The organism is Pseudomonas yamanorum, from assembly GCF_900105735.1.
Taxonomy (GTDB): domain Bacteria; phylum Pseudomonadota; class Gammaproteobacteria; order Pseudomonadales; family Pseudomonadaceae; genus Aquipseudomonas; species Aquipseudomonas yamanorum.
Genome location: NZ_LT629793.1, coordinates 5,396,447 through 5,421,220 on the forward strand (window position 1 = coordinate 5,396,447; position 24,774 = coordinate 5,421,220).

General features: G+C 59.1%; 19 protein-coding genes. 15 read left to right on the forward strand and 4 right to left on the reverse strand.

What is annotated here, in order from left to right:
• The first annotated feature begins 45 nt into the window (after positions 1-45).
• Positions 46-2,037 carry an FUSC family protein gene (locus tag BLU46_RS25510; RefSeq protein ID WP_093207579.1) on the forward strand — a complete coding sequence of 664 codons (1,992 nt, stop codon included), beginning with the start codon at positions 46-48 and terminating at the stop codon, positions 2,035-2,037.
• A 30-nt stretch (positions 2,038-2,067) separates the two neighbouring features.
• Here BLU46_RS25510 and BLU46_RS25515 read toward each other — a convergent pair whose 3' ends face one another.
• Positions 2,068-2,856: an MlaA family lipoprotein gene (locus BLU46_RS25515; RefSeq protein WP_003210582.1), complete on the reverse strand. Its 789-nt coding sequence runs from the start codon at positions 2,854-2,856 to the stop codon at positions 2,068-2,070.
• Complete coding sequence (locus BLU46_RS25520; protein ID WP_010166231.1) at positions 2,849-4,147, reverse strand: serine protein kinase PrkA; 1,299 nt, start codon at positions 4,145-4,147, stop codon at positions 2,849-2,851. The genes BLU46_RS25515 and BLU46_RS25520 overlap by 8 nt, the downstream gene beginning before the upstream one ends.
• 236 nt (positions 4,148-4,383) lie before the next feature.
• Between BLU46_RS25520 and BLU46_RS25525 the strand changes: the two genes are divergently transcribed.
• Positions 4,384-4,752, forward strand: a complete 369-nt coding sequence (locus BLU46_RS25525; RefSeq protein ID WP_093207582.1) for a hypothetical protein — start codon at positions 4,384-4,386, stop codon at positions 4,750-4,752.
• Positions 4,753-4,840: 88 nt separating this feature from the next.
• Here the strand turns inward: BLU46_RS25525 and BLU46_RS25530 are convergent, their stop codons facing one another.
• Positions 4,841-6,394, reverse strand: a complete 1,554-nt coding sequence (locus tag BLU46_RS25530; protein ID WP_093210195.1) for a glycoside hydrolase family 17 protein — start codon at positions 6,392-6,394, stop codon at positions 4,841-4,843.
• 330 nt (positions 6,395-6,724) lie between these two features.
• Here BLU46_RS25530 and BLU46_RS25535 point away from each other — a divergent pair, with 330 nt between their 5' ends.
• From BLU46_RS25535 to BLU46_RS25545, 3 genes are all read left to right on the forward strand, one after another.
• The gene (locus BLU46_RS25535) at positions 6,725-7,576 is read left to right on the forward strand and encodes a glycine betaine ABC transporter substrate-binding protein (protein WP_026077970.1); all 852 of its coding nucleotides are present in this window, start codon (positions 6,725-6,727) and stop codon (positions 7,574-7,576) included.
• Between the two features lie 239 nt (positions 7,577-7,815).
• Positions 7,816-8,127, forward strand: coding sequence for a DUF485 domain-containing protein (locus BLU46_RS25540; RefSeq protein ID WP_003210577.1), 312 nt, complete (start codon positions 7,816-7,818; stop codon positions 8,125-8,127).
• A complete protein-coding gene (locus BLU46_RS25545) occupies positions 8,124-9,782 on the forward strand; it encodes a cation acetate symporter (RefSeq protein ID WP_003210576.1) in 1,659 nt (552 codons plus the stop codon). The genes BLU46_RS25540 and BLU46_RS25545 overlap by 4 nt, the downstream gene beginning before the upstream one ends.
• A 163-nt stretch (positions 9,783-9,945) precedes the next feature.
• Here BLU46_RS25545 and gltA read toward each other — a convergent pair whose 3' ends face one another.
• The gene (gltA, locus tag BLU46_RS25550; RefSeq protein ID WP_003210575.1) at positions 9,946-11,235 is read right to left on the reverse strand and encodes a citrate synthase; all 1,290 of its coding nucleotides are present in this window, start codon (positions 11,233-11,235) and stop codon (positions 9,946-9,948) included.
• A gap of 363 nt (positions 11,236-11,598) precedes the next feature.
• Between gltA and sdhC the strand changes: the two genes are divergently transcribed.
• The 10 genes from sdhC to brnQ all read left to right on the forward strand — a co-directional run bounded on the left by sdhC (position 11,599) and on the right by brnQ (position 24,745).
• Complete coding sequence (sdhC, locus tag BLU46_RS25555) at positions 11,599-11,973, forward strand: succinate dehydrogenase, cytochrome b556 subunit (RefSeq protein WP_008433998.1); 375 nt, start codon at positions 11,599-11,601, stop codon at positions 11,971-11,973.
• A complete protein-coding gene (gene sdhD / locus BLU46_RS25560) occupies positions 11,967-12,335 on the forward strand; it encodes a succinate dehydrogenase, hydrophobic membrane anchor protein (protein ID WP_003210573.1) in 369 nt (122 codons plus the stop codon). The genes sdhC and sdhD overlap by 7 nt, the downstream gene beginning before the upstream one ends.
• A gap of 3 nt (positions 12,336-12,338) precedes the next feature.
• Positions 12,339-14,114 (forward strand): succinate dehydrogenase flavoprotein subunit, encoded by a 1,776-nt coding sequence (gene sdhA / locus BLU46_RS25565; protein ID WP_063028200.1) that lies wholly within the window; start codon positions 12,339-12,341, stop codon positions 14,112-14,114.
• A gap of 11 nt (positions 14,115-14,125) precedes the next feature.
• Positions 14,126-14,830, forward strand: a complete 705-nt coding sequence (locus tag BLU46_RS25570) for a succinate dehydrogenase iron-sulfur subunit (protein ID WP_003210571.1) — start codon at positions 14,126-14,128, stop codon at positions 14,828-14,830.
• A gap of 262 nt (positions 14,831-15,092) precedes the next feature.
• The gene (locus tag BLU46_RS25575; protein ID WP_063028202.1) at positions 15,093-17,924 is read left to right on the forward strand and encodes a 2-oxoglutarate dehydrogenase E1 component; all 2,832 of its coding nucleotides are present in this window, start codon (positions 15,093-15,095) and stop codon (positions 17,922-17,924) included.
• Between the two features lie 44 nt (positions 17,925-17,968).
• Entirely contained in the window at positions 17,969-19,207 is a 1,239-nt protein-coding gene (odhB, locus tag BLU46_RS25580; protein ID WP_093207585.1) for a 2-oxoglutarate dehydrogenase complex dihydrolipoyllysine-residue succinyltransferase, read from the forward strand.
• 95 nt (positions 19,208-19,302) lie between these two features.
• Positions 19,303-20,739 carry a dihydrolipoyl dehydrogenase gene (gene lpdA, locus BLU46_RS25585; RefSeq protein WP_017477531.1) on the forward strand — a complete coding sequence of 479 codons (1,437 nt, stop codon included), beginning with the start codon at positions 19,303-19,305 and terminating at the stop codon, positions 20,737-20,739.
• 214 nt (positions 20,740-20,953) lie between these two features.
• The gene (gene sucC, locus BLU46_RS25590) at positions 20,954-22,120 is read left to right on the forward strand and encodes an ADP-forming succinate--CoA ligase subunit beta (protein ID WP_003210567.1); all 1,167 of its coding nucleotides are present in this window, start codon (positions 20,954-20,956) and stop codon (positions 22,118-22,120) included.
• Entirely contained in the window at positions 22,120-23,001 is an 882-nt protein-coding gene (sucD, locus tag BLU46_RS25595; RefSeq protein WP_003210566.1) for a succinate--CoA ligase subunit alpha, read from the forward strand. Before sucC ends, sucD begins: the two co-directional genes overlap by 1 nt.
• A 430-nt stretch (positions 23,002-23,431) precedes the next feature.
• Positions 23,432-24,745 carry a branched-chain amino acid transport system II carrier protein gene (gene brnQ, locus BLU46_RS25600; RefSeq protein WP_093207588.1) on the forward strand — a complete coding sequence of 438 codons (1,314 nt, stop codon included), beginning with the start codon at positions 23,432-23,434 and terminating at the stop codon, positions 24,743-24,745.
• Positions 24,746-24,774 lie beyond the last annotated feature (29 nt).

The following is a 24,774-nucleotide window of genomic DNA, read 5'->3' on the forward strand; positions in this document are numbered from 1 at the left end:
TAGATACGATGCTAATCATTAGCTTGCTATCTATATGCGGGTTCCATGAAATCTTCCACCTTTCAGCTCCCTGATTTCTGGCAAGCGACGCTGGCCCCGTCCCGCAACGATCTGCTGTTTGCCTTGCGCAACATGATCGCCGGCGGGGTCGCGTTGTACCTGGCCTTCTGTTTTGACTTGCAGCAGCCTCAATGGGCTTTGACCACGGTGTTTATCGTTGGCCAGTCCACCAGCGGCATGGTCTTGGCCAAAGGCGCGTATCGGCTGGTAGGCACGTTTGTCGGGGCCATGGTCTCCATCGCGATGATCGGCGTGTTTGGCCAGGCACCGCTGTTGTTCCTGCTGTGCATGGCGCTGTGGCTGGCGTTCTGTACCACTGGGGCTTCGCTGCTGCGCAATCACGCGTCCTATGGTTTTGTACTGGCGGGTTACACCACGGCGATTATTGCGTTGCCGGCTACCGCAGCACCTCTGGGGGTGTTCGATGAGGCGGTGGCACGCTGTCAGGAGATTAGCCTGGGGATCCTTTGCGCCTCCATCGCCAGCACGATTTTATGGCCCCGCCGGGTGGAGCAGGTGTTGGCGGTTCAAGCGCGGGCCGCGTGGCAGGCCGGGGTGCGCGCCGCGGCTTCGGAGCTGTTGGGCAATGATCAGCGTAAAGGGTTGCTCGAAGCGTTGAGCCGCCTGGTGGCGGTGGACAGCCAGCGCGACCACGCCTGGTTTGAAGGGCCCAAGGGCCGACGCCGCTCCCAGGCCTTGCGCGTGCTCAGCCGTGACCTGCTCAGCCTGCTGCGGGCGGCGCGGGGTGTGGCGCGCCAGCGGATGATGCTCGATGAGACGGCAGCGGTGGTGCCACTGATTGAAGAGGTGGCGGGTGCGTTGCAGCAGGAGCGTCTCGATGACCTGCCCGAGCTGGCGCAACGGCTTGGCCTGGTCTTGCAGGATTCGCATCTTGGCCAGGAGGCGCACTTTTGCCTGATGCAACTGGCTCGAGTACTGCGTTTGATTGAGCGGGGGGGATTGACGCTGGTCGCGGTCGAAGAAGGCAGGGTGCCGCCCGGCGCGCCGGGGGCGATGTCCTGGCACCGGGATATTGAGCAGGGCGTGCTCGGTGGGTTGCGCAGTGCCTTGGCGTTCCTGGCGGTGGCGGCGTTCTGGATCTTTACGGCATGGCCTTCGGGGTTGGGCGCGGTGTCGATTTGTGGTGTGGTGCTGAGCCTGTTTGCGGCACGGGAAAATCCGTCGGCCTCAAGCCTGAATTTCCTCAAGGGCATTGCGCTTTCGATCCCGGTGGCGGGGTTTGTGTGCTTCGTGCTGTTGCCCGGCTTCGATGGCTTTCCCTTGTTATGCCTGGCGTTGGGCGTGCCGCTGTTTTTCGCTTCGCTGTGCATGAGCCGCCTCAAACTGGCGGCGACGGCTTCAGCGTTCTGCATCTTTTTCGTCAACAACGTCGGGCCCAGCAATGTGATGACCTACGACTTCGCCGCCTTCCTTAACAAGGCCATTGCGACGTTGGTGGGGGTCGGGATCGCCGTACTGGTGTTTCGGCTGATCCAGCTCAATCCCGGTGAGCATCACTATCGGCGGATGTTCAAGGCGTCGTTGTTCGACCTGGCGCAATTGACTTCCCGTCCCTTGGAGCAGGCTGAAAGCTGGTTTGGCGGGCGCATGGCGGACCGGCTGATTCGCTTGTCGCGCTACAGCGAAACCTTGCCTGCTGATCGCCGTGCCCATTGGGATAATGGATTGCTCGGGCTGGACCTGGGGGATGAGTTGCTGGAATTGCGTGCCTGCCTGGCGGGCAGCCGGGGCGCGTTGGCGATTGAACGCGATCGCTATTTGCGGGCGCTGGAGGCGGCGCTGGAGGAGGGGGGACCGAGCGTGGCGAATGAGTCACTGATGGATGCGGCCAGCGTTGCGATGCTTGAAGCCCTTGAGCAGCCTTCGGTGCTGGCTGAGCAGGACCGGGATATGGCCAGGGCGGCCGTGCTGCAATTGCGGTTTACGTGGCGGAAGTGGTGTCGGCGGGGGATGTAGGCGCTGGCAAGCCAGCGCCTACAGGGGGTATTACTCGGCGATCTGCAACTTGCGCGCCTCGGTGTACACGTAGCGCACCTTTTCATACTCGAACGGCGAGTTCATCTGGCCGTAGCGGAAGCTGGTCTGGTAGCGCTTGTCGACAGCACGCAGGGCCCAGATTTCCGGGTGGTTTTCGCTGACCTTGGACACGTTCAGGAAGTTGATCTCGGTCTCGGCGCCGTAGTCCACCAGCAGGCCGGTGGTATCCCGCAGGTTGGAGGGGCCGAAGAGCGGCAGCACCAGGTAGGCGCCGCCCGGTACACCGTAGAAGCCCAGGGTCTGGCCGAAGTCTTCGCTCTGGCGAGGCAGGCCCATGGCGGTAGCCGGGTCCCACAAGCCGGCGATGCCGATGGTGGTGTTGAGCAGCAGACGCCCGGTGGTTTCCAGGGAACGGTGGCCCTTGAGCTGCAGCAGGCTGTTCAACAGGTTGGGCACATCCCCCAGGTTGTTGAAGAAGTTGCTGACGCCGGTGCGCAGGAAGCTTGGGGTGACATAACGGTAACCGTCCACCACCGGCAGGAACACCCACTGGTCGAAGCGGTAGTTGAAGTGGTACACCCGGCGGTTCCACGACTCCAGCGGGTCGTAGACATTCAGGGCGTTGACCGACGAACGCTCGAACTCACGCTGGTCCAGGCCGGGGTTGAACTTGAGATGGCTCAGTGGCTCCTTGAAGCCGTCGGAGTCCACTACAGTCGGCGTGTGGGCCTTGCTGTTGTCGGCATTGGCCACGCCCGCGCACATCAGGGCGGCGAGCAGCAGAAGATATTTAGCCACGGAAGAACTCCAGCATGGCGTCGGCGTTGACGCGATAATTGAGGTTGCCGCAATGGCCGCCCAGGGGGTAGACGGTCAAGCGATCGCCGAAGGTTTTACGCAGGAAGCCAAGGTCGCCCGGGCCCAGGATCACGTCGTCGGCGTTGTGCATGACGGCGATTTTCGGGCTGTCGTGCAGGTAGTCCTTGAGGGCATACAGGCTGACCTGGTCAACCAGTTGCAACAGGCTGCCACCGTCGGAACGGGCACGCCACATTGGGATCACCTGTTCGGTGAGGTAGCAGTCGAAGTCGCACTGCAGCGCACGCTTCAGGAATGGGGTGAGGCTGGTGCCTTCGCTGATCGGGTACTTGGGCGGGATGATCAGGCCGCGGCGGTTGATCAGGTCCGAGGTGAAGGCAATGTCGGCCGCCGAGAAGCGGAACGAAGTGCCGATCAGCATCGCCATCTGTTCGTTGGTCAGGTGTTCCTTGGAGTTCTGGAAGTCGTAGAGCAGTGCATCGTTGAGGTCGATGTAGCCCTTTTGCTGGAAGTAGCGGGTCAGCTTGTTCAACACCAGTTCATAGAAGGTGGTGCTGTTGTTGATGCCCTTCACTTCGGTCTGCACCAGCTTGTCGAGGTTGGTGATCGAGGTATAGAGGTTGACCGGCGGGTTCAGCAGCAGGACTTTCTTGAAGTTGAAGCTGCGACGGGTTTCGTCCAGCTTGCTGACAAAGGCTGCGTCGAGGGCGCCGAGGCTGTAGCCGGTAAGGTAGAAGTCGGTTACGGGCAGCGTCGGGTTTTGCGCGCGTACGGCCTGCATCACGCGGTACATGTCTTCGGCGTCTTCCTGGCTGATGCCGGGCGTGGCGAAGCGCGAGGCGGCGGCGATGAAGTCGAAGCTGGTGGGGGACGACAGCTGGACGACGTGGTAACCGGCCTTGTAGTACAGCTTTTTCAGGTATTCGTTGATGGTGCTGTCAAAGCGTGCGCCGGTGCCGGCGATCAGGAAGATCAGCGGTGCGGCGCGGTCTTGCTTGGCGATGCGGTAGGTGAGTTTCTTCACTGCCCAGAAATTGTCGGGAAGGCTGAATTCACGCTCGGGGCGCATCGTCAGGGTGTAGTCGGACTGATTGATTTCATCGTCGGACGGCAGTTCCGGCCGCAGGTTCGGCGGGGTGGTCGCGATGGTCGCTTCAAATGGGTTGGTCAAAGGGTAGCCATAGCTGGCCTGGTCGATATCGACCGCCAGTGCTGACGCACTCAGAAAAAGGCTGCCCAACAGGGCCGCACAGCGCAAGGAACGGAGCATGACTAAATCCCTAAGAGGAAAACGTGCTGAAGTGGAGTTCGCAGGCTATGACCACCGCGTTGCTGCCGAAGTGCCAGCCTTCGGCACGAAAAGTCGGAAAAAACGTCGGAATCGGGGTAATAGTAGCCAGACGATACACTTTGGCACGCACTAATGAATACTTATCTGTTTCCAAGCCTTGCCAACGGCTGCCGGGGGATTAAGCTGGGCGCCGTTTTCGTCTATCGGAGTGCCTCATGTCCCGCCGTTTTCCGCTGATTCTGTTGCTTATTGCCCTGCCGCTTTGGCTGGCCGCCAGTTATGGCGCGCGTTACGGATTCATGGAGGACGGCCGCTGGGTGGGCATTTGTGCTGACGAGGCCAGCCGCTGGGAATGCCAGGTGCGTTCCAACCTGGGGCTGATGATTCACTTCAAGGTGCTGGGCTGGGCGGCGTTGATCACGTCGGTGCTGGCGTTTTTTGTGCCGGGCCGAGCCGGGTGGGTGTTGGCGGTGTTGGCGCTGGTGTTCGGGTTTCCGGCGTTGGCGTTGTACAACACGACCTTTGCGGTGTTTGCGGTGGTGATTGCGGGGTTGCGGTTGGTCAGGGCGCCTCGGGCAGCCTGACAGGGCCCCATCGCAGGCAAGCCAGCTCCCACATTTGACCGTGTTCACAGATCCAAATGTGGGAGCTGGCTTGCCTGCGATAGCGGTCTTAAGCCTTGCGCACCCGCAAGCATCGCCACAACGCTACAACCATGAGCAGGCTCACCACTGCCCAACCCCACGCCTGCTGGTTCATCAACCCTTCACGGAACAACTGCGGCGCAATACCGGCACCGATGATGAACGCCAGCAATGCAATCTCCCGCCGCAGCCCGCTCACCGGACGCACCAGGTACACCAGCGCCGGCAGCACCAGCGCGGCACTCGGGAAGCTGCGATAACGCGGGTCAAACACCAGCGCCAGCATCATGACCGCACCGGCGAACCCGGCGATTGCCACCAGCCAGCCAGCGCGTTGCTCGATCCAGTTGAAGGCGCGTTCACGCCAACCTTCTCGTGCACTCAACGCCAGGGCGGCGTGAGCCAGTACCGCAAGGTTCAAGGCCACCAGCAATCCAGCCCACACCCACTCATCGGTGAAGCGCGCTGTGACCCGGTTCAATTCGCCCCAGGTGCCGATTGAGCAGGCAGCGACGGCACCGAGCAACGGCAACACCAACGCAGCACGGGTGGTGCGTACGCGGCCGCCCAACAGCAGCGTACCCAGCAGGATAATCCCGCCAACCCCCAGCCAAACCGGCCAGTACGGCACATTGGTCACCGGGCCGGCGAGAACGCCCTTGTCCTGGCGATCCGCATCGAACAGACCCCAGTAACCACCCACAGCACCTTCGCTGGCGCGTTTCCACGGCTGGTCAAACGCTTCGATCAGGTTGTAGTGCCAGCCATTGGCTTCAGCCATGGCCACGAACCCGCGCATGAACTTGGCTTCGTTGACCCGGCTCGGCACTGCGGTTTCCCGCTGACGGCCTTCGCTCGGCCAGCCGGTCTCGCCGATCATCACGTCCTTGGGGGCGAACTTGTTGCCGAAGGTCTGGCGCACATCGCCCACGTGCTTGAGCGCCTGGTCGATGCCCGACGGGTCATCTTCCCAGTAAGGCAGCAGGTGGATGGTCAGGAAGTCCACGGCCGGGGCGATTTCCGGGTGTTGCAGCCAGAACTCCCACACATCGGCGTAGGTGACCGGTTGCTTGATATGGTCCTTGACGTGATGGATCAGCTTGACCAACTGCCCGGCGGTGACTTCCTTGCGCAGCAGGGTTTCGTTGCCGACGATCACCGAGGTGACGACGTCGGGGTTGGCATTGGCCGAAGCGATCAGTGCCTCGACTTCCTTGGCGGTGGCCACCGGATCACTGCTGACCCATGCGCCGCTCATCAGCTTCAGGCCGTGTTTGCGCGCCAGTGCCGGCAAGTCTTCAAGGCCGGTCTGGGAGTAGGTGCGGATGCATTCGAAACGGGTGGCCAGCAACGCCAGGTCGGCGTCCATGCGCTCGGGGCGCAGTTTGAACGGCTGGTCGAACGGCGATTGGTCTTTGTCGAAGGGCGTGTAGGACGCACATTGCAGCTTGTGGCTGGCGCTGGCCACGTCCGGCAGCACCACCGGTTGGCCAAGGCCATACCAATAGCCGCCGAGGGCCAACACACCGAGGATCAGGGCAAATAAATAGGGCAGGAGCGGGAAGCGGGCAGTCGCGGGCATGATCAGGCCGTCTGGGGGCAAAGGCGCGCATCTTACCCGGATTTGAGCCGTCCCAGTGGGGCCGCATAATTTTGACATGCAAAGTTCGGGCGGGATCGTCGGTGAATGTCCTACAAATCATCCTGCTGGCGATGTGATGTCGTTTCTTGCTTACCTGAGGTCGCAGTCAGAGCAGGTCGCTTGTGGCAGCAGGTTGATGATCGAAGTGTCAGCCCTCCACTGACGAGGCACCCACGTGATCGATGCGCGTGAAGGGGGCGCGGTGCACCACATAACAACAGGTTGACGTCGCTCGGCATCCGCCGGGCGCAGCACTTTCGGGGAAGCACTATGAAGATGCGACGACTCTTGGGCGCAGCTGCCACTCTGGTAGTTGCGATGAGCTCCACACTGGCCAGCGCCGACAGCAAAACCCTGAGCATCGGCTATGTGGATGGCTGGTCAGACAGTGTCGCCACCACCCACGTGGCGGCAGAAGTGATCAAGCAAAAGCTCGGTTATGACGTGAAACTGCAAGCGGTCGCCACCGGGATCATGTGGCAAGGCGTGGCCACCGGCAAACTCGACGCCATGCTCTCCGCCTGGCTGCCGGTGACCCACGGTGAATACTGGGCCAAGAACAAGGACAAGGTGGTCGACTACGGCCCCAACTTCAAGGACGCCAAGATTGGCCTGATCGTGCCTGAGTACGTGAAAGCCAAATCCATCGAAGACCTCAAGACCGATACCACCTTCAAGAACAAGATCGTCGGTATCGACGCCGGTTCAGGCGTGATGCTCAAGACCGATGAAGCGATCAAGGCCTATGGCCTGGACTACAAGCTGCAAGCCAGTTCGGGCGCGGCGATGATCGCCGAGCTGACCCGTGCCGAAGACAAACAGGAATCCATTGCGGTCACCGGTTGGGTGCCACACTGGATGTTCGCCAAGTGGAAACTGCGTTTCCTGGACGACCCAAAAGGAATTTATGGTGCTGCTGAAACCGTCAACAGCATCGGCAGCAAAGGCCTGGAAAAGAAAGCCCCGGAAGTCGCGGCGTTCCTGAAGAAATTCCAGTGGGCCTCCAAGGATGAAATCGGCGAAGTCATGCTGGCGATCCAAGAGGGCGCCAAGCCTGAAGCGGCGGCCAAGGATTGGGTGGCCAAGCACCCTGAGCGTGTCGCCGAGTGGACTGCTAAATAAGACCCTTGTGGGAGCTGGCTTGCCTGCGATGCAGACGTCTCGGTGCACCTGATGTATCGAGGTGATCTCATCGCGGGCAAGCCCGGCTCCCACATTATTTCGCCCCGCCAATTATTCCTGCGCCTTCAATATCCCTCGCTACACTCCTTCTACTACTAAGGTCGTCTGGAACCTGTTCCGCAGCCGCATACAGTGGATATGTTCCAATAATAAAAAGCTGTGCTGCGAGGATAAAAACAATGAACGACAGCATTTACCTCTCGATTCAAAACAGCCCGCGTTTCAAGGAGCTGGTTAGTAAAAGGGAAAGATTCGCCTGGATTCTCTCGGCGATCATGCTAGGGCTGTACTCCGCTTTCATTCTTCTGATTGCCTATGGGCCGCAAATACTGGGGGCCAAGATCAGCCCCGGTTCGTCCATCACGTGGGGGATCCCTATCGGGGTCGGGCTGATTGTGTCGGCCTTCGTCCTCACCGGCATCTATGTACGACGCGCCAACGGCGAATTCGACGACCTGAACAATGCGATTCTCAAGGAGGCTGCGCAATGATCCGTCGTCTATTGGCTGTACTCGGCGCTTCGGCCTTTGCACCTGCCGTTTGGGCGGCCGATGCATTGACCGGCGAAGTGCATAAACAACCGCTGAATATCGCAGCGATCCTGATGTTCGTGGCCTTTGTTGGCGCGACCTTGTGCATCACCTACTGGGCGTCCAAGCGCAACAAGTCGGCGGCCGACTACTATGCGGCCGGCGGCAAGATCACCGGGTTCCAGAACGGTTTGGCAATTGCCGGTGACTACATGTCGGCGGCGTCCTTCCTGGGGATTTCCGCGCTGGTGTTCACCTCCGGCTACGATGGCCTGATCTACTCGATCGGCTTCCTGGTGGGCTGGCCGATCATTCTGTTCCTGATCGCCGAACGCCTGCGTAACCTGGGCAAATACACCTTTGCCGACGTGGCGTCCTACCGCCTCGGGCAAACCCAGATCCGCAGCCTGTCGGCCTGTGGCTCTTTGGTGGTGGTGGCGTTCTACCTGATCGCGCAGATGGTCGGCGCGGGCAAGCTGATCCAGCTGCTGTTCGGCCTTGATTACCATGTTGCGGTGATCTTGGTGGGCATCCTGATGTGCCTCTATGTGTTGTTCGGCGGCATGCTGGCGACCACCTGGGTGCAGATCATCAAGGCAGTACTGCTGCTGTCCGGCGCCTCGTTCATGGCGCTGATGGTGATGAAACACGTCAACTTCGACTTCAACATGCTGTTTGCCGAGGCGATCAAGGTTCACCCTAAAGGTGAAGCGATCATGAGCCCGGGCGGCCTGGTGAAAGACCCGATTTCGGCGTTCTCCCTCGGCCTGGCACTGATGTTCGGTACCGCCGGCCTGCCGCACATCCTGATGCGCTTCTTCACCGTGAGTGACGCAAAGGAAGCTCGCAAGAGCGTGCTGTATGCCACCGGCTTCATCGGCTACTTCTATATCCTGACCTTCATCATCGGCTTCGGCGCGATCCTGCTGGTCAGCACCAACCCGGCGTTCAAGGATGCTGCAGGTGCCTTGCTCGGCGGTAACAACATGGCGGCGGTGCATCTGGCCAACGCGGTGGGCGGCAGTATCTTCCTGGGCTTCATCTCGGCCGTGGCGTTTGCCACCATCCTGGCAGTGGTTGCCGGTTTGACCCTGGCGGGTGCTTCGGCGGTGTCCCATGACCTGTACGCCAGCGTGATCAAGAAAGGTAAGGCCAACGAGAAGGATGAGATTCGGGTATCGAAGATCACCACCATCGCCCTGGCAGTGCTGGCGATTGGCTTGGGCATCCTTTTTGAAAGCCAGAACATTGCGTTCATGGTAGGCCTGGCGTTCTCCATTGCGGCGAGCTGTAACTTCCCGGTGCTGCTGCTTTCCATGTACTGGAAAAACCTCACCACCCGCGGTGCAATGATTGGTGGCTGGCTGGGCTTGATCAGCGCCGTTGGCCTGATGATCCTCGGCCCAACCATCTGGGTCTCGATCCTGCACCATGAGAAGGCGATTTTCCCTTACGAATACCCGGCGCTGTTCTCGATGATCATCGCGTTCATCGGCATCTGGTTCTTCTCCATCACCGACAAGTCGGCGGCGGCAGAGAAGGAGCGTGCGCTGTACTTCCCGCAGTTTGTGCGTTCGCAGACTGGCCTGGGGGCGAGTGGGGCGGTAAGCCACTAAGCGTGTAACCGTTACAAAAAAAAGGCCCCGGTCGTGAGATCGGGGCTTTTTTTTGCCTTTATTGGTAACGAATACGACAAAACTGTTTCTCAAATCCGGCACAAATAAAAACGGCCTCCCTATCAAAGGAGGCCGTTTTCGGTGTGGCCAAGTAGCGGTTAGCTTACTTGCGGTCTTCCAGCTTGGTGATGTCACGCGACTCGTAGCCGGTGTACAGCTGGCGCGGGCGGCCAATCTTGTACGGGCTGGAGAGCATTTCTTTCCAGTGGGAGATCCAGCCCACGGTCCGCGCCAGGGCGAAGATCACGGTGAACATGCTGGTTGGAATGCCGATCGCCTTGAGGATGATCCCCGAGTAGAAGTCGACGTTCGGGTACAGCGAGCGCTCGATGAAGTACGGGTCGGTCAGGGCGATCTCTTCCAGGCGCATGGCCAGTTCGAGTTGCGGATCGTTCTTGATGCCCAGTTCCTTCAACACTTCGTCGCAGGTCTTCTTCATCACGGTGGCGCGCGGGTCGCGGTTCTTGTAGACCCGGTGACCGAAGCCCATCAACTTGAACGGATCGTTCTTGTCCTTGGCCTTGGCGATGAACTTGTCGATGTTGGATACATCGCCGATTTCATCGAGCATGGTCAATACGGCTTCGTTCGCACCGCCGTGGGCAGGGCCCCACAGTGCGGCGATACCGGCGGCGATACAGGCGAACGGGTTGGCACCCGAAGAGCCCGCCAGGCGCACGGTAGACGTCGAGGCGTTCTGTTCGTGGTCGGCGTGGAGGATGAAGATCTTGTCCATCGCGGCGGCCAGCACCGGGCTGATCGGCTTGATCTCGCACGGGGTGTTGAACATCATGTGCAGGAAGTTTTCAGCGTACGTCAGGTCGTTGCGCGGGTACATCATGGGTTGACCCATGGAGTACTTGTAAACCATTGCGGCCAGGGTAGGCATCTTGGCAACCAGGCGGATCGCGGAGATTTCGCGATGCTGCGGGTTATTGATGTCCAGGGAGTCGTGATAGAAGGCCGACAGGGCGCCGACTACGCCGCACATGACGGCCATTGGGTGGGCGTCGCGACGGAAGCCGTTGAAGAAGGTCTTCAACTGCTCGTGAACCATGGTGTGGTTCTTCACGGTGCTGACGAACTGGGCCTTTTGCTCGGCTGTTGGCAATTCGCCATTAAGCAGCAGGTAGCAGGTTTCCAGGTAGTCCGACTGTTCAGCAAGCTGTTCGATCGGGTAGCCGCGGTGCAGCAAGATACCGTTATCACCGTCGATATAGGTGATCTTCGACTCGCAAGAGGCGGTCGACATGAAGCCTGGGTCAAATGTAAAACGGCCCGTGGCCGTCAGGCCCCGTACGTCGATAACATCGGGACCAACGGTGCCGGTTAAAATGGGCAGCTCGACGGGGGCTGCGCCCTCGATGATCAACTGCGCTTTTTTGTCAGCCATGTGGCCTCCTATTTATGCTTCAAATCATCAGACAGACCCCCCACGCAGGGCCCGCACCACTATAGTGAGATAAATTCAGATGTCAATTTGCCTAAAGTCTTGCTCCAGAAGGCTTTAACCGTACTTTTTCCTCGAAATTACCTGCCATTTACGCCTTTTATGCCGCCAGCGCAATGCGCTATTAGGGTGAGGAGTGCGCGTTGTCATTAGTTGCCTAACTGTCTATACTCGGCCTCCGACCGCCAGGGGCTTTTGGGCCCGTTTTGATGGGGGTCGCACTCCCTGGGTGGTGGTTACCTGACCAGTGCACTCCCCAACAACTTTGCCCTGATTGTTAGGGGCTCTTCAGTGTGAAAAAAAGCCGTGAATAGCCAACGACCTGTAAACCTAGACCTAAGGACCATCAAACTCCCCATCACCGGCGTAACGTCGTTCCTGCACCGTGTATCCGGCATCATCCTGTTTCTTGGCCTGGGCATCATGCTTTATGCATTGAGCAAATCCCTGGGTTCGGAAGAAGGGTACGCCGAGGTGAAGGCATGCTTGACCAGTCCGCTGGCCAAATTCGTCGCCTGGGGCCTCCTGTCCGCTCTGCTTTATCACCTTGTGGCCGGTATTCGCCACTTGATCATGGACATGGGTATCGGTGAGACGCTGGAAGGCGGCAAGCTGGGCTCGAAAATCGTCATCGCCATTTCCGTGGTGCTGATCGTTCTGGCGGGAGTTTGGATATGGTAACCAGCGTTACGAACCTGTCGCGTTCGGGCCTCTATGACTGGATGGCGCAACGTGTGTCTGCGGTTGTTCTCGCGGCTTATTTCATCTTCCTGATCGGGTACCTCGCGGCGAACCCTGGCATTGGCTACGCCCAATGGCACGGCCTGTTCGCTCATAACGGGATGCGCATCTTCAGTCTGCTGGCCCTTGTAGCCCTGGGCGCTCACGCCTGGGTTGGCATGTGGACCATCGCGACCGACTACCTGACGCCGATGGCGCTGGGCAAGTCCGCGACAGCAGTACGGTTTCTCTTCCAGGCAGTATGCGGCGTCGCGATGTTCGCTTACTTCGTCTGGGGTGTGCAGATTCTTTGGGGTATCTGATTCATGGCTAACACAGTTAATACGCTTTCATTCGACGCCATCATCATTGGCGGCGGCGGTGCCGGCATGCGCGCTGCGCTGCAACTGGCCCAGGGCGGTCACAAGACTGCCGTGATCACCAAGGTGTTCCCGACCCGTTCCCACACCGTTTCGGCCCAGGGTGGCATCACCTGCGCCATCGCCTCCGCCGATCCAAACGATGACTGGCGCTGGCACATGTACGATACCGTCAAGGGTTCCGACTATATCGGTGACCAGGACGCTATCGAATACATGTGCTCCGTAGGCCCGGAAGCGGTCTTCGAGCTGGAACACATGGGTCTGCCGTTCTCCCGTACCGAACAGGGCCGCATCTACCAGCGTCCGTTCGGCGGTCAGTCCAAAGACTTCGGTAAGGGTGGCCAGGCCGCTCGTACCTGTGCCGCAGCCGACCGTACCGGTCACGCGCTGTTGCACACCCTGTACCAGGCCAACCTGAAGGCCGGCACCGTATTCCTCAACGAATACTACGGCGTCGACCTGGTGAAGAACGAAGACGGTGCCTTTGTAGGCATGATCGTTATCTGCATCGAAACCGGCGAAACCTCTTACGTGCGGGCTAATGCCACCGTATTGGCGACCGGCGGTGCAGGCCGTATCTACTCTTCGACTACCAACGCCCTGATCAACACCGGTGACGGTATCGGCATGGCGCTGCGTGCAGGCGTCCCGGTACAAGACATCGAAATGTGGCAGTTCCACCCGACCGGCATCGCCGGCGCCGGTGTACTGGTTACAGAAGGTTGCCGTGGTGAAGGTGGTTACCTGATCAACAAGAACGGCGAGCGCTTCATGGAGCGTTATGCTCCGAACGCCAAAGACCTCGCCGGTCGTGACGTTGTAGCCCGTTCCATGGTTAAAGAGATCATCGCCGGTAACGGTTGTGGTCCCGATGGCGACCACGTAATGCTGAAGCTCGATCACCTCGGTGAAGAAGTGCTGCACAGCCGTCTGCCAGGCATCATGGAGCTGTCCAAGACCTTTGCTCACGTTGACCCGGCTGTTGCGCCGATCCCGGTTGTTCCAACTTGCCACTATATGATGGGCGGCGTTGCCACCAACATTCATGGCCAGGCGATCACCCAGGACGCCGACGGCGTTGACCAGATCATCCCTGGTCTGTTCGCGGTAGGTGAAGTGGCTTGCGTATCGGTTCACGGTGCCAACCGTCTGGGCGGCAACTCGCTGCTCGACCTGGTGGTATTCGGTCGCGCCGCCGGCCTGTTCCTGGAACAGACCCTCAAGGAAGGCGTTGATTACGCGCGTCCACGCCAGTCCGACATCGACGCTGCCCTGGCGCGTCTGGATGGCCTGAACTCGCGTACCGAAGGCGAAGACGTTGCCTCGCTGCGCAAAGAGCTGCAAAGCTGCATGCAGAACTACTTCGGTGTGTTCCGTACCGGCGAATACATGCAGAAAGGTATCGCCCAGCTGGCTGACCTGCGTTCGCGCATCGCCAACGTCAAGATCAACGACAAGAGCCAGGCGTTCAACACCGCTCGAATCGAAGCCCTTGAGCTGCAAAACCTGCTGGAAGTGGCTGAAGCGACTGCAATCGCCGCCGAGGTTCGTAAAGAATCCCGTGGTGCTCACGCTCGTGAAGACTATGAAGACCGCGACGACGAAAACTGGTTGTGCCACACCTTGTACTTCCCGGGTGACAAGCGCGTAACCAAGCGTGCCGTGAACTTCTCGCCGAAGACGGTTCCGACGTTTGAACCGAAGATTCGGACTTACTAAGGGTGGCTGCCATGTTGAAAGTCAGTGTTTATCGCTACAACCCTGATCAGGACGCTGCGCCGTTCATGCAGGAATTCCAGGTCGATACCGGTGGTAAAGACCTGATGGTGCTGGACGTGCTGGCCCTGGTTAAAGAGCAGGACGAAGGTTTCTCCTATCGTCGCTCTTGCCGTGAGGGTGTTTGCGGCTCCGACGGCATGAACATCAACGGCAAGAACGGCCTGGCGTGCATCACGCCGCTGTCTTCCGTGGTGAAAGGCAACAAGTTGGTTGTTCGTCCGCTGCCAGGTTTGCCGGTTATCCGTGACCTGGTCGTCGATATGAGCATCTTCTACAAGCAATACGAGAAGGTTAAGCCATTCCTGCAGAACGACACGCCGGCTCCGGCCATCGAGCGTCTGCAGACTCCGGAAGAGCGCGAGAAGCTGGACGGTCTGTACGAGTGCATCCTGTGCGCTTGCTGCTCGACTTCCTGCCCGTCCTTCTGGTGGAACCCCGACAAGTTCCTGGGCCCAGCTGCCCTGCTGCAAGCGTACCGCTTCCTGGCAGACAGCCGTGACACCAAGACTGCCGAGCGTCTGGCTTCGCTGGATGACCCGTTCAGCGTATTCCGCTGCCGCGGGATCATGAACTGCGTCAACGTATGTCCTAAAGGCCTGAACCCGACTAAGGCCATTGGTCACGTACGTAGCATGCTGCTGCAAAGCGGCGTGTAACCGACGTTGTAGTAAAAGCAGGACCGTTGTGCCCGTAGATGCTACGGCGCAGGCTTCAACCGGCGCCGTAGTTTTAACTTGAGCAGCGACTTACAAAGACGCGGCTCTTATTTTGAAGAAATGAGACAAGCAGGGGCATTCGGGTTGGTACCCGAACTATCAGCGTGATCCTAAGTGGCTTGTTTTGGTCGCTGCACTTGGCCTTTTGCAAGCAAACTCGGTGTTTTCGCCGGTGGTGTCCCCAAATCGAGGGTGACCAAGCATGCAAGAAAGCGTGATGCAGCGCATGTGGAACAGCGGCTATCTTTCAGGTGGTAACGCTGCCTATGTGGAAGAGCTTTATGAGCTCTACCTGCACGACCCTAACGCTGTGCCAGAAGAATGGCGCACCAAATTTCAGACGTTGTCTTCAGACGGCAACGCTGCCACCGATGTATCGCACGCAACAATTCGCGATCAGTTCGTGCTGCTGGCAAAGAACCAGCGCCGCGCCCAGCCGGTTTCCGCCGGAAGCGTGAGCAGTGAGCACGAGAAGAAGCAAGTTGAAGTATTGCGACTGATCCAGGCCTACCGTATGCGTGGCCACCAGGCAGCCCAGCTTGACCCGCTGGGGCTGTGGCAGCGTCCTGCACCTGCAGACCTGTCGATCAATCATTACGGCTTGACCAATGCCGATCTTGATACGACCTTCCGTGCCGGCGACCTGTTCATCGGCAAAGAGGAAGCGAGCCTACGCGAAATTCACGAAGCGTTGCAGCAGACATATTGCCGCACCATCGGTGCCGAATTTACGCACATCACTGATTCCGAGCAGCGCCACTGGTTCCAGCACCGTCTTGAAGGCGTGCGTGGTCGCCCGGTGCTGTCTGCAGACGTCAAGAGCCACTTGCTCGAGCGCGTCACTGCAGCGGAAGGCCTGGAAAAATACCTGGGTACCAAATACCCGGGCACCAAGCGTTTCGGCCTGGAAGGCGGCGAAAGCCTGATCCCGATGCTCGACGAGCTGATCCAGCGTTCCGGTTCCTACGGCACCAAGGAAATCGTGATCGGTATGGCCCACCGTGGCCGTTTGAACGTGCTGGTCAACACCTTCGGCAAGAACCCGCGCGAGCTGTTCGACGAGTTCGAAGGCAAGAAGAAGGTCGAGCTGGGTTCCGGTGACGTTAAATATCACCAGGGCTTCTCGTCCAACGTAATGACCACCGGCGGTGAAGTTCACCTGGCCATGGCGTTCAACCCATCCCACCTGGAAATCGTTTCTCCAGTGGTCGAGGGGTCGGTGCGTGCTCGCCAGGATCGTCGTAACGATTCCACCGGTGAGAAGGTCCTGCCGATTTCCATCCACGGTGACGCGGCATTCGCCGGTCAGGGCGTGGTCCTGGAAACCTTCCAGATGTCGCAGACTCGCGGCTTCAAGACCGGTGGTACCGTTCACATCGTCATCAACAACCAGGTGGGCTTCACCATCAGCAACCCGCTGGACGCGCGCTCTACCGAGTACGCGACCGACGTTGCCAAGATGATCCAGGCGCCGATCCTCCATGTGAATGGTGATGATCCGGAAGCCGTGTTGTTCGTGACCCAGTTGGCCATCGATTACCGCATGCAGTTCAAGCGTGACGTGGTCATCGACCTGGTCTGCTACCGTCGTCGCGGTCACAACGAAGCGGATGAGCCTAGCGGCACCCAACCGTTGATGTACCAGCAAATCACCAAGCAGCGCACCACCCGTGAGCTGTATGCCGATAGCCTGATCAAGGCCGGCGTGGTGGACGATGCTCGTGTTCAAGCGAAGATCGATGAATACCGCAACGCGCTGGACAACGGCCTGCATGTAGTGAAAAGCCTGGTTAAAGAGCCGAACAAAGAGCTGTTCGTTGACTGGCGTCCGTACCTGGGCCACGCTTGGACTGCGCGTCACGACACCTCGTTCGATCTGAAAACCCTGCAGGAACTGTCGGCCAAGCTGCTGGAAATTCCAGACGGTTTCGTCGTACAGCGCCAGGTTGCGAAGATCTACGAAGACCGTCAGAAGATGCAAGCCGGCGGCCTGCCGATCAACTGGGGTTACGCTGAAACCATGGCGTACGCGACCCTGGCGTTCGAAGGTCACCCGATCCGTATGACTGGCCAGGACATCGGCCGCGGTACGTTCTCGCACCGTCATGCTGTGCTGCACAACCAGAAAGACGCGGGCACCTACATCCCGTTGCAGAACCTGTACGAAGGCCAGCCACGTTTCGACCTGTTCGATTCGTTCCTGTCCGAAGAAGCCGTACTGGCGTTCGAATACGGTTACTCGACCACCACGCCTCAGGCGCTGGTGATCTGGGAAGCCCAGTTCGGCGACTTCGCCAACGGTGCCCAAGTGGTTATCGACCAGTTCATCACCAGCGGCGAGCACAAGTGGGGCCGTCTGTGCGGTCTGACCATGTTGCTGCCACACGGTTATGAAGGTCAGGGTCCGGAGCACTCTTCGGCCCGTCTGGAGCGTTACCTGCAATTGTGTGCTGAGCACAACATTCAGGTGTGCGTGCCGACTACCCCGGCCCAGATCTACCACTTGCTGCGTCGCCAGGTGATCCGTCCGCTGCGCAAGCCGCTGGTAGTACTGACTCCGAAATCGCTGCTGCGTCATAAATTGGCCATCTCGACCCTGGAAGATCTGGCGGATGGTTCGTTCCAGACCGTTATTTCAGAAATCGACACCCTGGACGCGGCCAAGGTCACTCGCCTGATCCTGTGCAGCGGCAAGGTCTACTACGACTTGCTGGAAAAACGCCGTGCCGAAGGCCGCGAAGACATCGCCATCGTGCGAATCGAGCAGCTTTACCCGTTCCCGGAAGACGACCTGATGGAGGCCATCGCGCCTTACACCAACCTCACCAACGTGGTGTGGTGTCAGGAAGAACCGATGAACCAGGGCGCTTGGTACAGCAGTCAGCATCATCTGCGTCGCAGCATCGGCAACCACAAACAGGCACTGGGCCTGGAGTACGCCGGTCGTGATGCTTCTGCTGCACCTGCGTGTGGTTATGCGTCGATGCACGCCGAGCAGCAGGAAAAACTGCTGCAAGATGCTTTCACTGTTTAACGCCTTCGCGCTGACTGAAACCGAATTTTAAGGACCCACAGATAATGGCTATCGAAATCAAAGCCCCGTCATTCCCGGAATCGGTTGCCGATGGCACCGTTGCCACCTGGCACAAGAAACCAGGCGAGGCCGTCAAGCGTGACGACCTGATCGTCGACATCGAAACCGACAAGGTCGTGCTCGAAGTGTTGGCTGAAGCTGACGGCGTGCTGGGCGCAATCGTTGCCGAAGAAGGCGCTACCGTTCTGTCGAACCAGGTTCTGGGCTCGATCGAAGAGGGCGGCGCTGCTGCTGCTCCTGCTGCCGCCGCCGCCGCTCCTGCACCGGCCGCTGCTGCTGCCGCAGCTCCAGCTGCTGCACCGGCTGCGGGCGGCGAAGATCCAATCGCTGCACCGGCTGCACGTCAGCTGGCTGACGAAAACGGCATCAACCTGGCTTCCATCAAGGGCACCGGCAAAGACGGCCGTGTAACCAAGGAAGACGTGGTTGCCGCTGTTGAAGCCAAGAAAAACGCTCCAGCTGCCGCACCTGCCAAGGCTGCTGCCCCGGCTGCCGCTGCTCCTGTGTTCGCCGCTGGCGACCGCACCGAGAAGCGCGTACCGATGACCCGCGTGCGTGCCACCGTGGCCAAGCGTCTGGTTGAAGCACAGTCGAACATGGCGATGCTGACCACGTTCAACGAAGTCGACATGACCGAAGTCATGGCCCTGCGTTCGAAGTACAAGGATCTGTTCGAGAAGTCCCACAACGGCGTGCGCCTGGGCTTCATGTCGTTCTTCGTGAAAGCGGCCACCGAAGCGCTGAAACGCTTCCCGGCAGTCAACGCTTCCATCGACGGCGGCGACATCGTTTACCACGGTTATGCTGACGTCGGCGTTGCCGTGTCCAGCGACCGTGGCCTGGTGGTACCGGTTCTGCGTAACGCCGAACTGATGAGCCTGGCTGAAATCGAAGGCGGCATCGCCAACTTCGGCAAGAAAGCCCGTGACGGCAAGCTGACCATCGACGAGATGACCGGTGGTACCTTCACCATCACCAACGGTGGTACTTTCGGTTCGATGATGTCGACTCCGATCGTCAACCCGCCACAAGCTGCGATCCTGGGCATGCACAACATTCTGCAGCGTCCTATGGCGATCAACGGCCAAGTGGTTATCCGCCCGATGATGTACCTGGCGCTGTCGTACGATCACCGCCTGATCGATGGTAAAGAAGCCGTGACTTTCCTGGTGACCATCAAGAACCTGCTGGAAGACCCGGCTCGTCTGCTGCTGGATATCTGATAAAGCGGCGGTGCGCCGTACCACCCGGTCTGCCGCAAGGCAGGCCGGAGTGCGGCTCACGGCTTGAAGCTTTTAGCTAAAGAGGATTTTTTTTCATGTCGCAGAAATTTGACGTTGTAGTGATTGGCGCAGGCCCTGGCGGCTACGTTGCCGCCATCAAGGCCGCACAACTGGGCCTCTCGACTGCTTGCATCGAAAAATACACCGACAAGGAAGGCAAACTGGCTCTGGGCGGTACTTGCCTGAACGTTGGTTGCATTCCTTCCAAGGCGCTGCTGGACAGCTCCTGGAAATTCCACGAAGCCCAAGACGGTTTTGCCATCCACGGCATCAACCACGCTGGCGTGACCATGGACGTGCCAGCAATGGTCGGCCGCAAGGCCAACATCGTTAAAGGCCTGACTTCCGGCGTTGCGACCCTGTTCAAGGCCAACGGCGTGACTTCCCTGCAAGGCCACGGCAAACTGCTGGCCGGCAAGAAAGTTGAAATCACCAAGCCTGACGGTTCGGTAGAAGTCATCGAAGCCGAGAACGTGATCCTGGCTCCAGGTTCGCGTCCAATCGACATTCCACCGGCTCCTGTTGACCAGAAGGTGATCGTTGATTCGACCGGCGCCCTGGAATTCCAATCGGTTCCAAAACGTCTGGGCGTGATCGGCGCTGGCGTGATCGGCCTGGAACTGGGTTCGGTCTGGTCCCGCCTGGGTTCCGAAGTGACCGTGCTGGAAGCCCTGGACACGTTCCTGCTGGCTGCCGACACCGCAGTGTCCAAAGAAGCGTTGAAAACCCTGACCAAACAAGGTCTGGACATCAAGCTGGGCGCTCGCGTTACCGGTTCCAAGGTTAACGGCGAAGAAGTCGTCGTGACCTACACCGACAAGGATGGCGAAAAAACCATCACTTTCGACAAGCTGATCGTAGCCGTTGGTCGCCGTCCAGTGACCACTGATCTGCTGGCTTCCGACAGCGGCGTGAACATCGACGAGCGTGGCTTCATCCACGTGGACGATCACTGCGCTACCACCGTGCCAGGCGTCTACGCCATTGGCGACGTGGTTCGCGGCATGATGCTGGCGCACAAGGCTTCCGAAGAAGGCATCATGGTTGTCGAGCGTATCAAGGGTCACAAGACCCAGATGAACTACGACCTGATCCCGTCTGTTATCTACACCCACCCGGAAATTGCATGGGTCGGCAAGAACGAACAGCAGTTGAAAGCTGAAGGCGTTGAAGTTAACGTCGGCACCTTCCCGTTTGCCGCTTCTGGCCGTGCCATGGCAGCCAACGACACCGGTGGTTTTGTCAAAGTCATCGCTGATGCCAAGACTGACCGCGTATTGGGCGTCCACGTGATTGGCCCAGGCGCAGCAGAACTGGTTCAGCAAGGCGCAATCGGTATGGAATTCGGCACCAGCGCCGAAGACATCGGCATGATGGTTTTCTCCCATCCGACCCTGTCTGAAGCGCTGCACGAAGCCGCGTTGGCAGTGAATGGCCATGCCATCCACATCGCCAACAAGAAGAAGCGCTAAGCGAGATAATAAGAAACCACGGCGGTTGCCCGTCGTGAGCCTTGTGCGCAAGACTCACCGCGGAATATCCGCTGGACGCAGTCTTGCGCAGTTTCACCACCCAGGGTCCAGGCCTTTGGTGGTTTGACTGTGCAAGCAGCAGTCACAGGTGGCGCGGCACTCAATAAAGAGCGCAGCGCCGAATGCGCAGTACCTAACGAAGACGGTAATAAGCATGAATCTTCACGAGTATCAGGGTAAGCAGCTGTTCGCTGAATACGGCCTGCCAGTATCCAAGGGTTACGCAGTAGACACCCCGGAAGCAGCAGCAGAAGCTTGCGACAAAATCGGCGGCACCGAGTGGGTTGTCAAAGCCCAGGTTCACGCTGGTGGTCGCGGTAAAGCGGGCGGCGTTAAGCTGGTTCGCAGCAAAGAAGACGCCAAAGCCTTCGCTCAGCAGTGGCTGGGCAAGCGTCTGGTGACTTACCAGACTGATGCCAATGGCCAGCCAGTCACCAAGATCCTGGTTGAATCGTGCACTGATATCGCTAAAGAGCTGTACCTGGGCGCTGTCGTTGACCGTTCGAGCCGTCGCATCGTGTTCATGGCCTCCACCGAAGGTGGCGTGGACATTGAGAAGATCGCCGAAGAAACCCCAGAAAAAATTCTGAAAGCCACTATCGATCCACTGGTTGGCGCTCAGCCATTCCAGGGTCGCGAGCTGGCATTCCAGTTGGGTCTGGAAGGCAAGCAAGTTGCCCAGTTCGCCAAGATCTTCGTAGGTCTGGCCAAACTGTTCCAGGATCACGATCTGGCCCTGCTGGAAGTGAACCCGCTGGTGATCAAGGCTGACGGCGATCTGCATTGCCTCGACGCCAAGATCAACATCGACGCCAACGCCATGTACCGTCAGCCTAAGCTGAAGACTTTCCACGATCCGTCGCAAGACGATCCGCGCGAAGCGCACGCTGCCAAGTTCGAACTGAACTACGTAGCCCTGGAAGGCAACATCGGTTGCATGGTCAACGGTGCTGGCTTGGCCATGGGTACCATGGACATCGTCAACCTGCATGGCGGCAAACCAGCCAACTTCCTCGACGTAGGCGGCGGTGCCACCAAAGAACGCGTTACCGAAGCGTTCAAGATCATCCTGTCCGACTCCAACGTCGCTGCAGTACTGGTCAACATCTTCGGCGGCATCGTTCGTTGCGACATGATTGCCGAAGGCATCATCGGTGCAGTGAAAGAAGTCGGCGTTAAAATCCCGGTTGTTGTGCGCCTTGAAGGTAACAACGCTGAACTGGGCGCTAAAGTACTGGCAGAAAGCGGTTTGAACATCATCGCTGCTACCAGCCTGACCGACGCTGCTCAACAAGTTGTCAAAGCTGCGGAGGGCAAATAATGAGCGTCCTGATCAATAAAGACACCAAGGTTATCTGCCAGGGTATTACCGGTTCGCAAGGTAGTTTCCACACCCAGCAAGCCATCGAATACGGCACCAAGATGGTTGGTGGCGTTACTCCTGGTAAAGGCGGCACCGAGCACCTGGGTCTGCCAGTGTTCAACACCGTGAAAGATGCTGTAGCTGCCACTGGCGCCACCGCCAGCGTGATCTACGTTCCAGCTCCTTTCTGCAAGGACTCCATCCTGGAAGCAGCATTCGGCGGCATCAAGCTGATCGTTTGCATCACCGAAGGCATTCCTACCCTGGACATGCTGGACGCTAAAGTTAAGTGCGACGAGCTGGGCGTAGTCCTGATCGGCCCTAACTGCCCGGGCGTGATCACTCCAGGCGAATGCAAGATCGGCATCATGCCAGGTCACATTCACTTGCCAGGTAAAGTCGGTATCGTTTCCCGTTCCGGCACCCTGACCTACGAAGCTGTCAAGCAGACTACTGACGCCGGTTTCGGTCAGTCGACTTGCGTCGGCATCGGCGGTGACCCGATCCCAGGCTCGAACTTCATCGACATCCTGAAGCTGTTCCAGGAAGACCCGAAGACCGAAGCGATCGTAATGATCGGTGAGATCGGCGGTTCGGCTGAAGAAGAAGCGGCTGCCTACATCAAGGCACACGTGACCAAGCCGGTTGTTTCCTACATCGCTGGTGTGACTGCCCCTGCTGGCAAGCGCATGGGCCATGCTGGCGCAATCATCTCTGGCGGCAAGGGCACTGCAGACGAGAAGTTTGCTGCCCTGGAAGACGCAGGCGTTAAAACCGTGCGTTCGCTGGCAGACATCGGCAAGGCTTTGTCCGAGCTGACCGGTTGGGCTGTCAAGTAAGCCTCGCGCTTAACTGACGCTTCACCACACAAAGGCCACCTTCGGGTGGCCTTTGTGCATTCTGGGGATTACTCATCGGTTGGAATGACGCCGACCAACTGTGGGAGCTGGCTTGCCTGCGATGCAGGCTACTCGGTGTTTCTGATGCACTGAGGTGATGCTATTGCAGGCAAGCGCACTCCCACATTCCATCGCATTTCAAAATTTAAATATAAAAACGCGACATAAAAATGTCGCTTATCGGACAGTTCGCCCCCCAACAGTGCGTTTGACCCGCAAATTCGTTAGGCTAGCCGCCTCTTTATGCGTACGCATCCCAAAAGGAAGCCTCGCGCTAGACCGGTCGGTCCCCATCAGGACCGGCAGTATTTCCCTCATCCATAGGGAAGCCCTCTCTAAATTCCGATTCAGTAGTGTGGTATTTCCTCAAATGAAAGTGTTGAAAAGCCAGGACATCCTGGCGTTGGGCTTTATGACCTTTGCCCTGTTCGTGGGCGCCGGCAACATCATCTTCCCGCCTATCGTCGGTTTGCAGTCCGGGCCTCATGTCTGGATGGCGGCGCTGGGCTTCCTGATCACCGCGGTCGGTTTGCCGGTGATCACCGTTGTGGCCCTGGCCAAGGTCGGTGGCGGCATGGACGCGTTGAGCAGCCCGATCGGCAAGATCGCCGGTGGCTTGCTGGCAGCAGCTGCCTACCTGGCAGTCGGCCCGTTGTTCGCTACCCCGCGAACCGCGACCGTGTCGTTTGAAGTGGGCTTGGCGCCCCTGACCGGTGAAAGCCCGTTGGCGCTGTTCCTCTACAGCTCCGTGTACTTCCTGTTGGTGTTCTTCATCTCCCTGTACCCAGGCCGTTTGCTGGATACCGTCGGTCGCTTCCTGGCGCCGTTGAAGATCATCGCCCTGGCCGTATTGGGCATTGCCGCCTTCGCCTTGCCGGCCGGTGATGTGGGTGTCGCCACTCCTGAATACGTAGCTGCGCCATTCTCCCAGGGCTTTATCAATGGCTACCTGACCATGGATACCCTGGGCGCCCTGGTGTTCGGCATCGTGATCGTCAACGCGATTCGCTCCCGTGGCGTCGAGTCGCCGAAGCTGATCACCCGCTACGCAATCATTGCCGGGCTGATCGCCGGCGTGGGCCTGGCGCTGGTATACATCAGCCTGTTCCGCCTGGGGTCGGGCAGCCATGAAGTGGCCGCCGGTGCCGCCAACGGCGCGGCCGTGCTGCACGCTTACGTCCAGCACACCTTTGGCTCCCTGGGCAGCGGCTTCCTCGCCGTGCTGATTTCCCTGGCGTGCCTGGTGACCGCTGTAGGCCTGACCTGCGCCTGCGCCGAGTATTTCAGCCGTGTGTTGCCGCTGTCCTACAAAACCCTGGTGGTGATCCTGGCGGTGTTCTCGCTGTTTGTATCCAACCTGGGCCTGACCAAGTTGATCGCGTTCTCGATCCCGGTACTGACCGCGATCTACCCGCCGTGCATCGTGCTGGTGGCCGTGAGCTTCTGTAAGGACTTCTGGCAGGAGCAGGGCCGGATCGTCGGCCCGGTGATGCTGGTGTCGTTCATCTTCGGCTGCATTGACGCGTTGAAGGGCGCTGGCCTGGCGGACTGGATGCCATCGCAACTGGCTCACCTGCCGCTGAGCGAGCAGGGTCTGGCGTGGCTGGTGCCTTCGGTGATGACCCTGGTCGTTGCTGTGGTGGTTGACCGCGTGCTGGGCAAGCGTAGCGAAGCGATCGCTTAAAGCCTCCGGCCTACGCCGTAATCGAAAAG

Bases quoted from the DNA above. Each gene is read 5' to 3' on its own strand.
- BLU46_RS25520 (WP_010166231.1), bottom strand. From the start codon at position 4,147: ATGCTCCGTTCCTTGCGCTGTGCGGCCCTGTTGGGCAGCCTTTTTCTG.
- sdhA (WP_063028200.1), top strand. From the start codon at position 12,339: ATGGCTAACACAGTTAATACGCTTTCATTCGACGCCATCATCATTGGC.
- BLU46_RS25525 (WP_093207582.1), top strand. From the start codon at position 4,384: ATGTCCCGCCGTTTTCCGCTGATTCTGTTGCTTATTGCCCTGCCGCTT.
- gltA (WP_003210575.1), bottom strand. From the start codon at position 11,235: ATGGCTGACAAAAAAGCGCAGTTGATCATCGAGGGCGCAGCCCCCGTC.
- BLU46_RS25570 (WP_003210571.1), top strand. From the start codon at position 14,126: ATGTTGAAAGTCAGTGTTTATCGCTACAACCCTGATCAGGACGCTGCG.
- sucC (WP_003210567.1), top strand. From the start codon at position 20,954: ATGAATCTTCACGAGTATCAGGGTAAGCAGCTGTTCGCTGAATACGGC.
- BLU46_RS25540 (WP_003210577.1), top strand. From the start codon at position 7,816: ATGAACGACAGCATTTACCTCTCGATTCAAAACAGCCCGCGTTTCAAG.
- BLU46_RS25535 (WP_026077970.1), top strand. From the start codon at position 6,725: ATGAAGATGCGACGACTCTTGGGCGCAGCTGCCACTCTGGTAGTTGCG.
- sdhD (WP_003210573.1), top strand. From the start codon at position 11,967: ATGGTAACCAGCGTTACGAACCTGTCGCGTTCGGGCCTCTATGACTGG.
- brnQ (WP_093207588.1), top strand. From the start codon at position 23,432: ATGAAAGTGTTGAAAAGCCAGGACATCCTGGCGTTGGGCTTTATGACC.
- odhB (WP_093207585.1), top strand. From the start codon at position 17,969: ATGGCTATCGAAATCAAAGCCCCGTCATTCCCGGAATCGGTTGCCGAT.
- sucD (WP_003210566.1), top strand. From the start codon at position 22,120: ATGAGCGTCCTGATCAATAAAGACACCAAGGTTATCTGCCAGGGTATT.
- BLU46_RS25575 (WP_063028202.1), top strand. From the start codon at position 15,093: ATGCAAGAAAGCGTGATGCAGCGCATGTGGAACAGCGGCTATCTTTCA.
- BLU46_RS25510 (WP_093207579.1), top strand. From the start codon at position 46: ATGAAATCTTCCACCTTTCAGCTCCCTGATTTCTGGCAAGCGACGCTG.
- lpdA (WP_017477531.1), top strand. From the start codon at position 19,303: ATGTCGCAGAAATTTGACGTTGTAGTGATTGGCGCAGGCCCTGGCGGC.
- BLU46_RS25530 (WP_093210195.1), bottom strand. From the start codon at position 6,394: ATGCCCGCGACTGCCCGCTTCCCGCTCCTGCCCTATTTATTTGCCCTG.
- BLU46_RS25545 (WP_003210576.1), top strand. From the start codon at position 8,124: ATGATCCGTCGTCTATTGGCTGTACTCGGCGCTTCGGCCTTTGCACCT.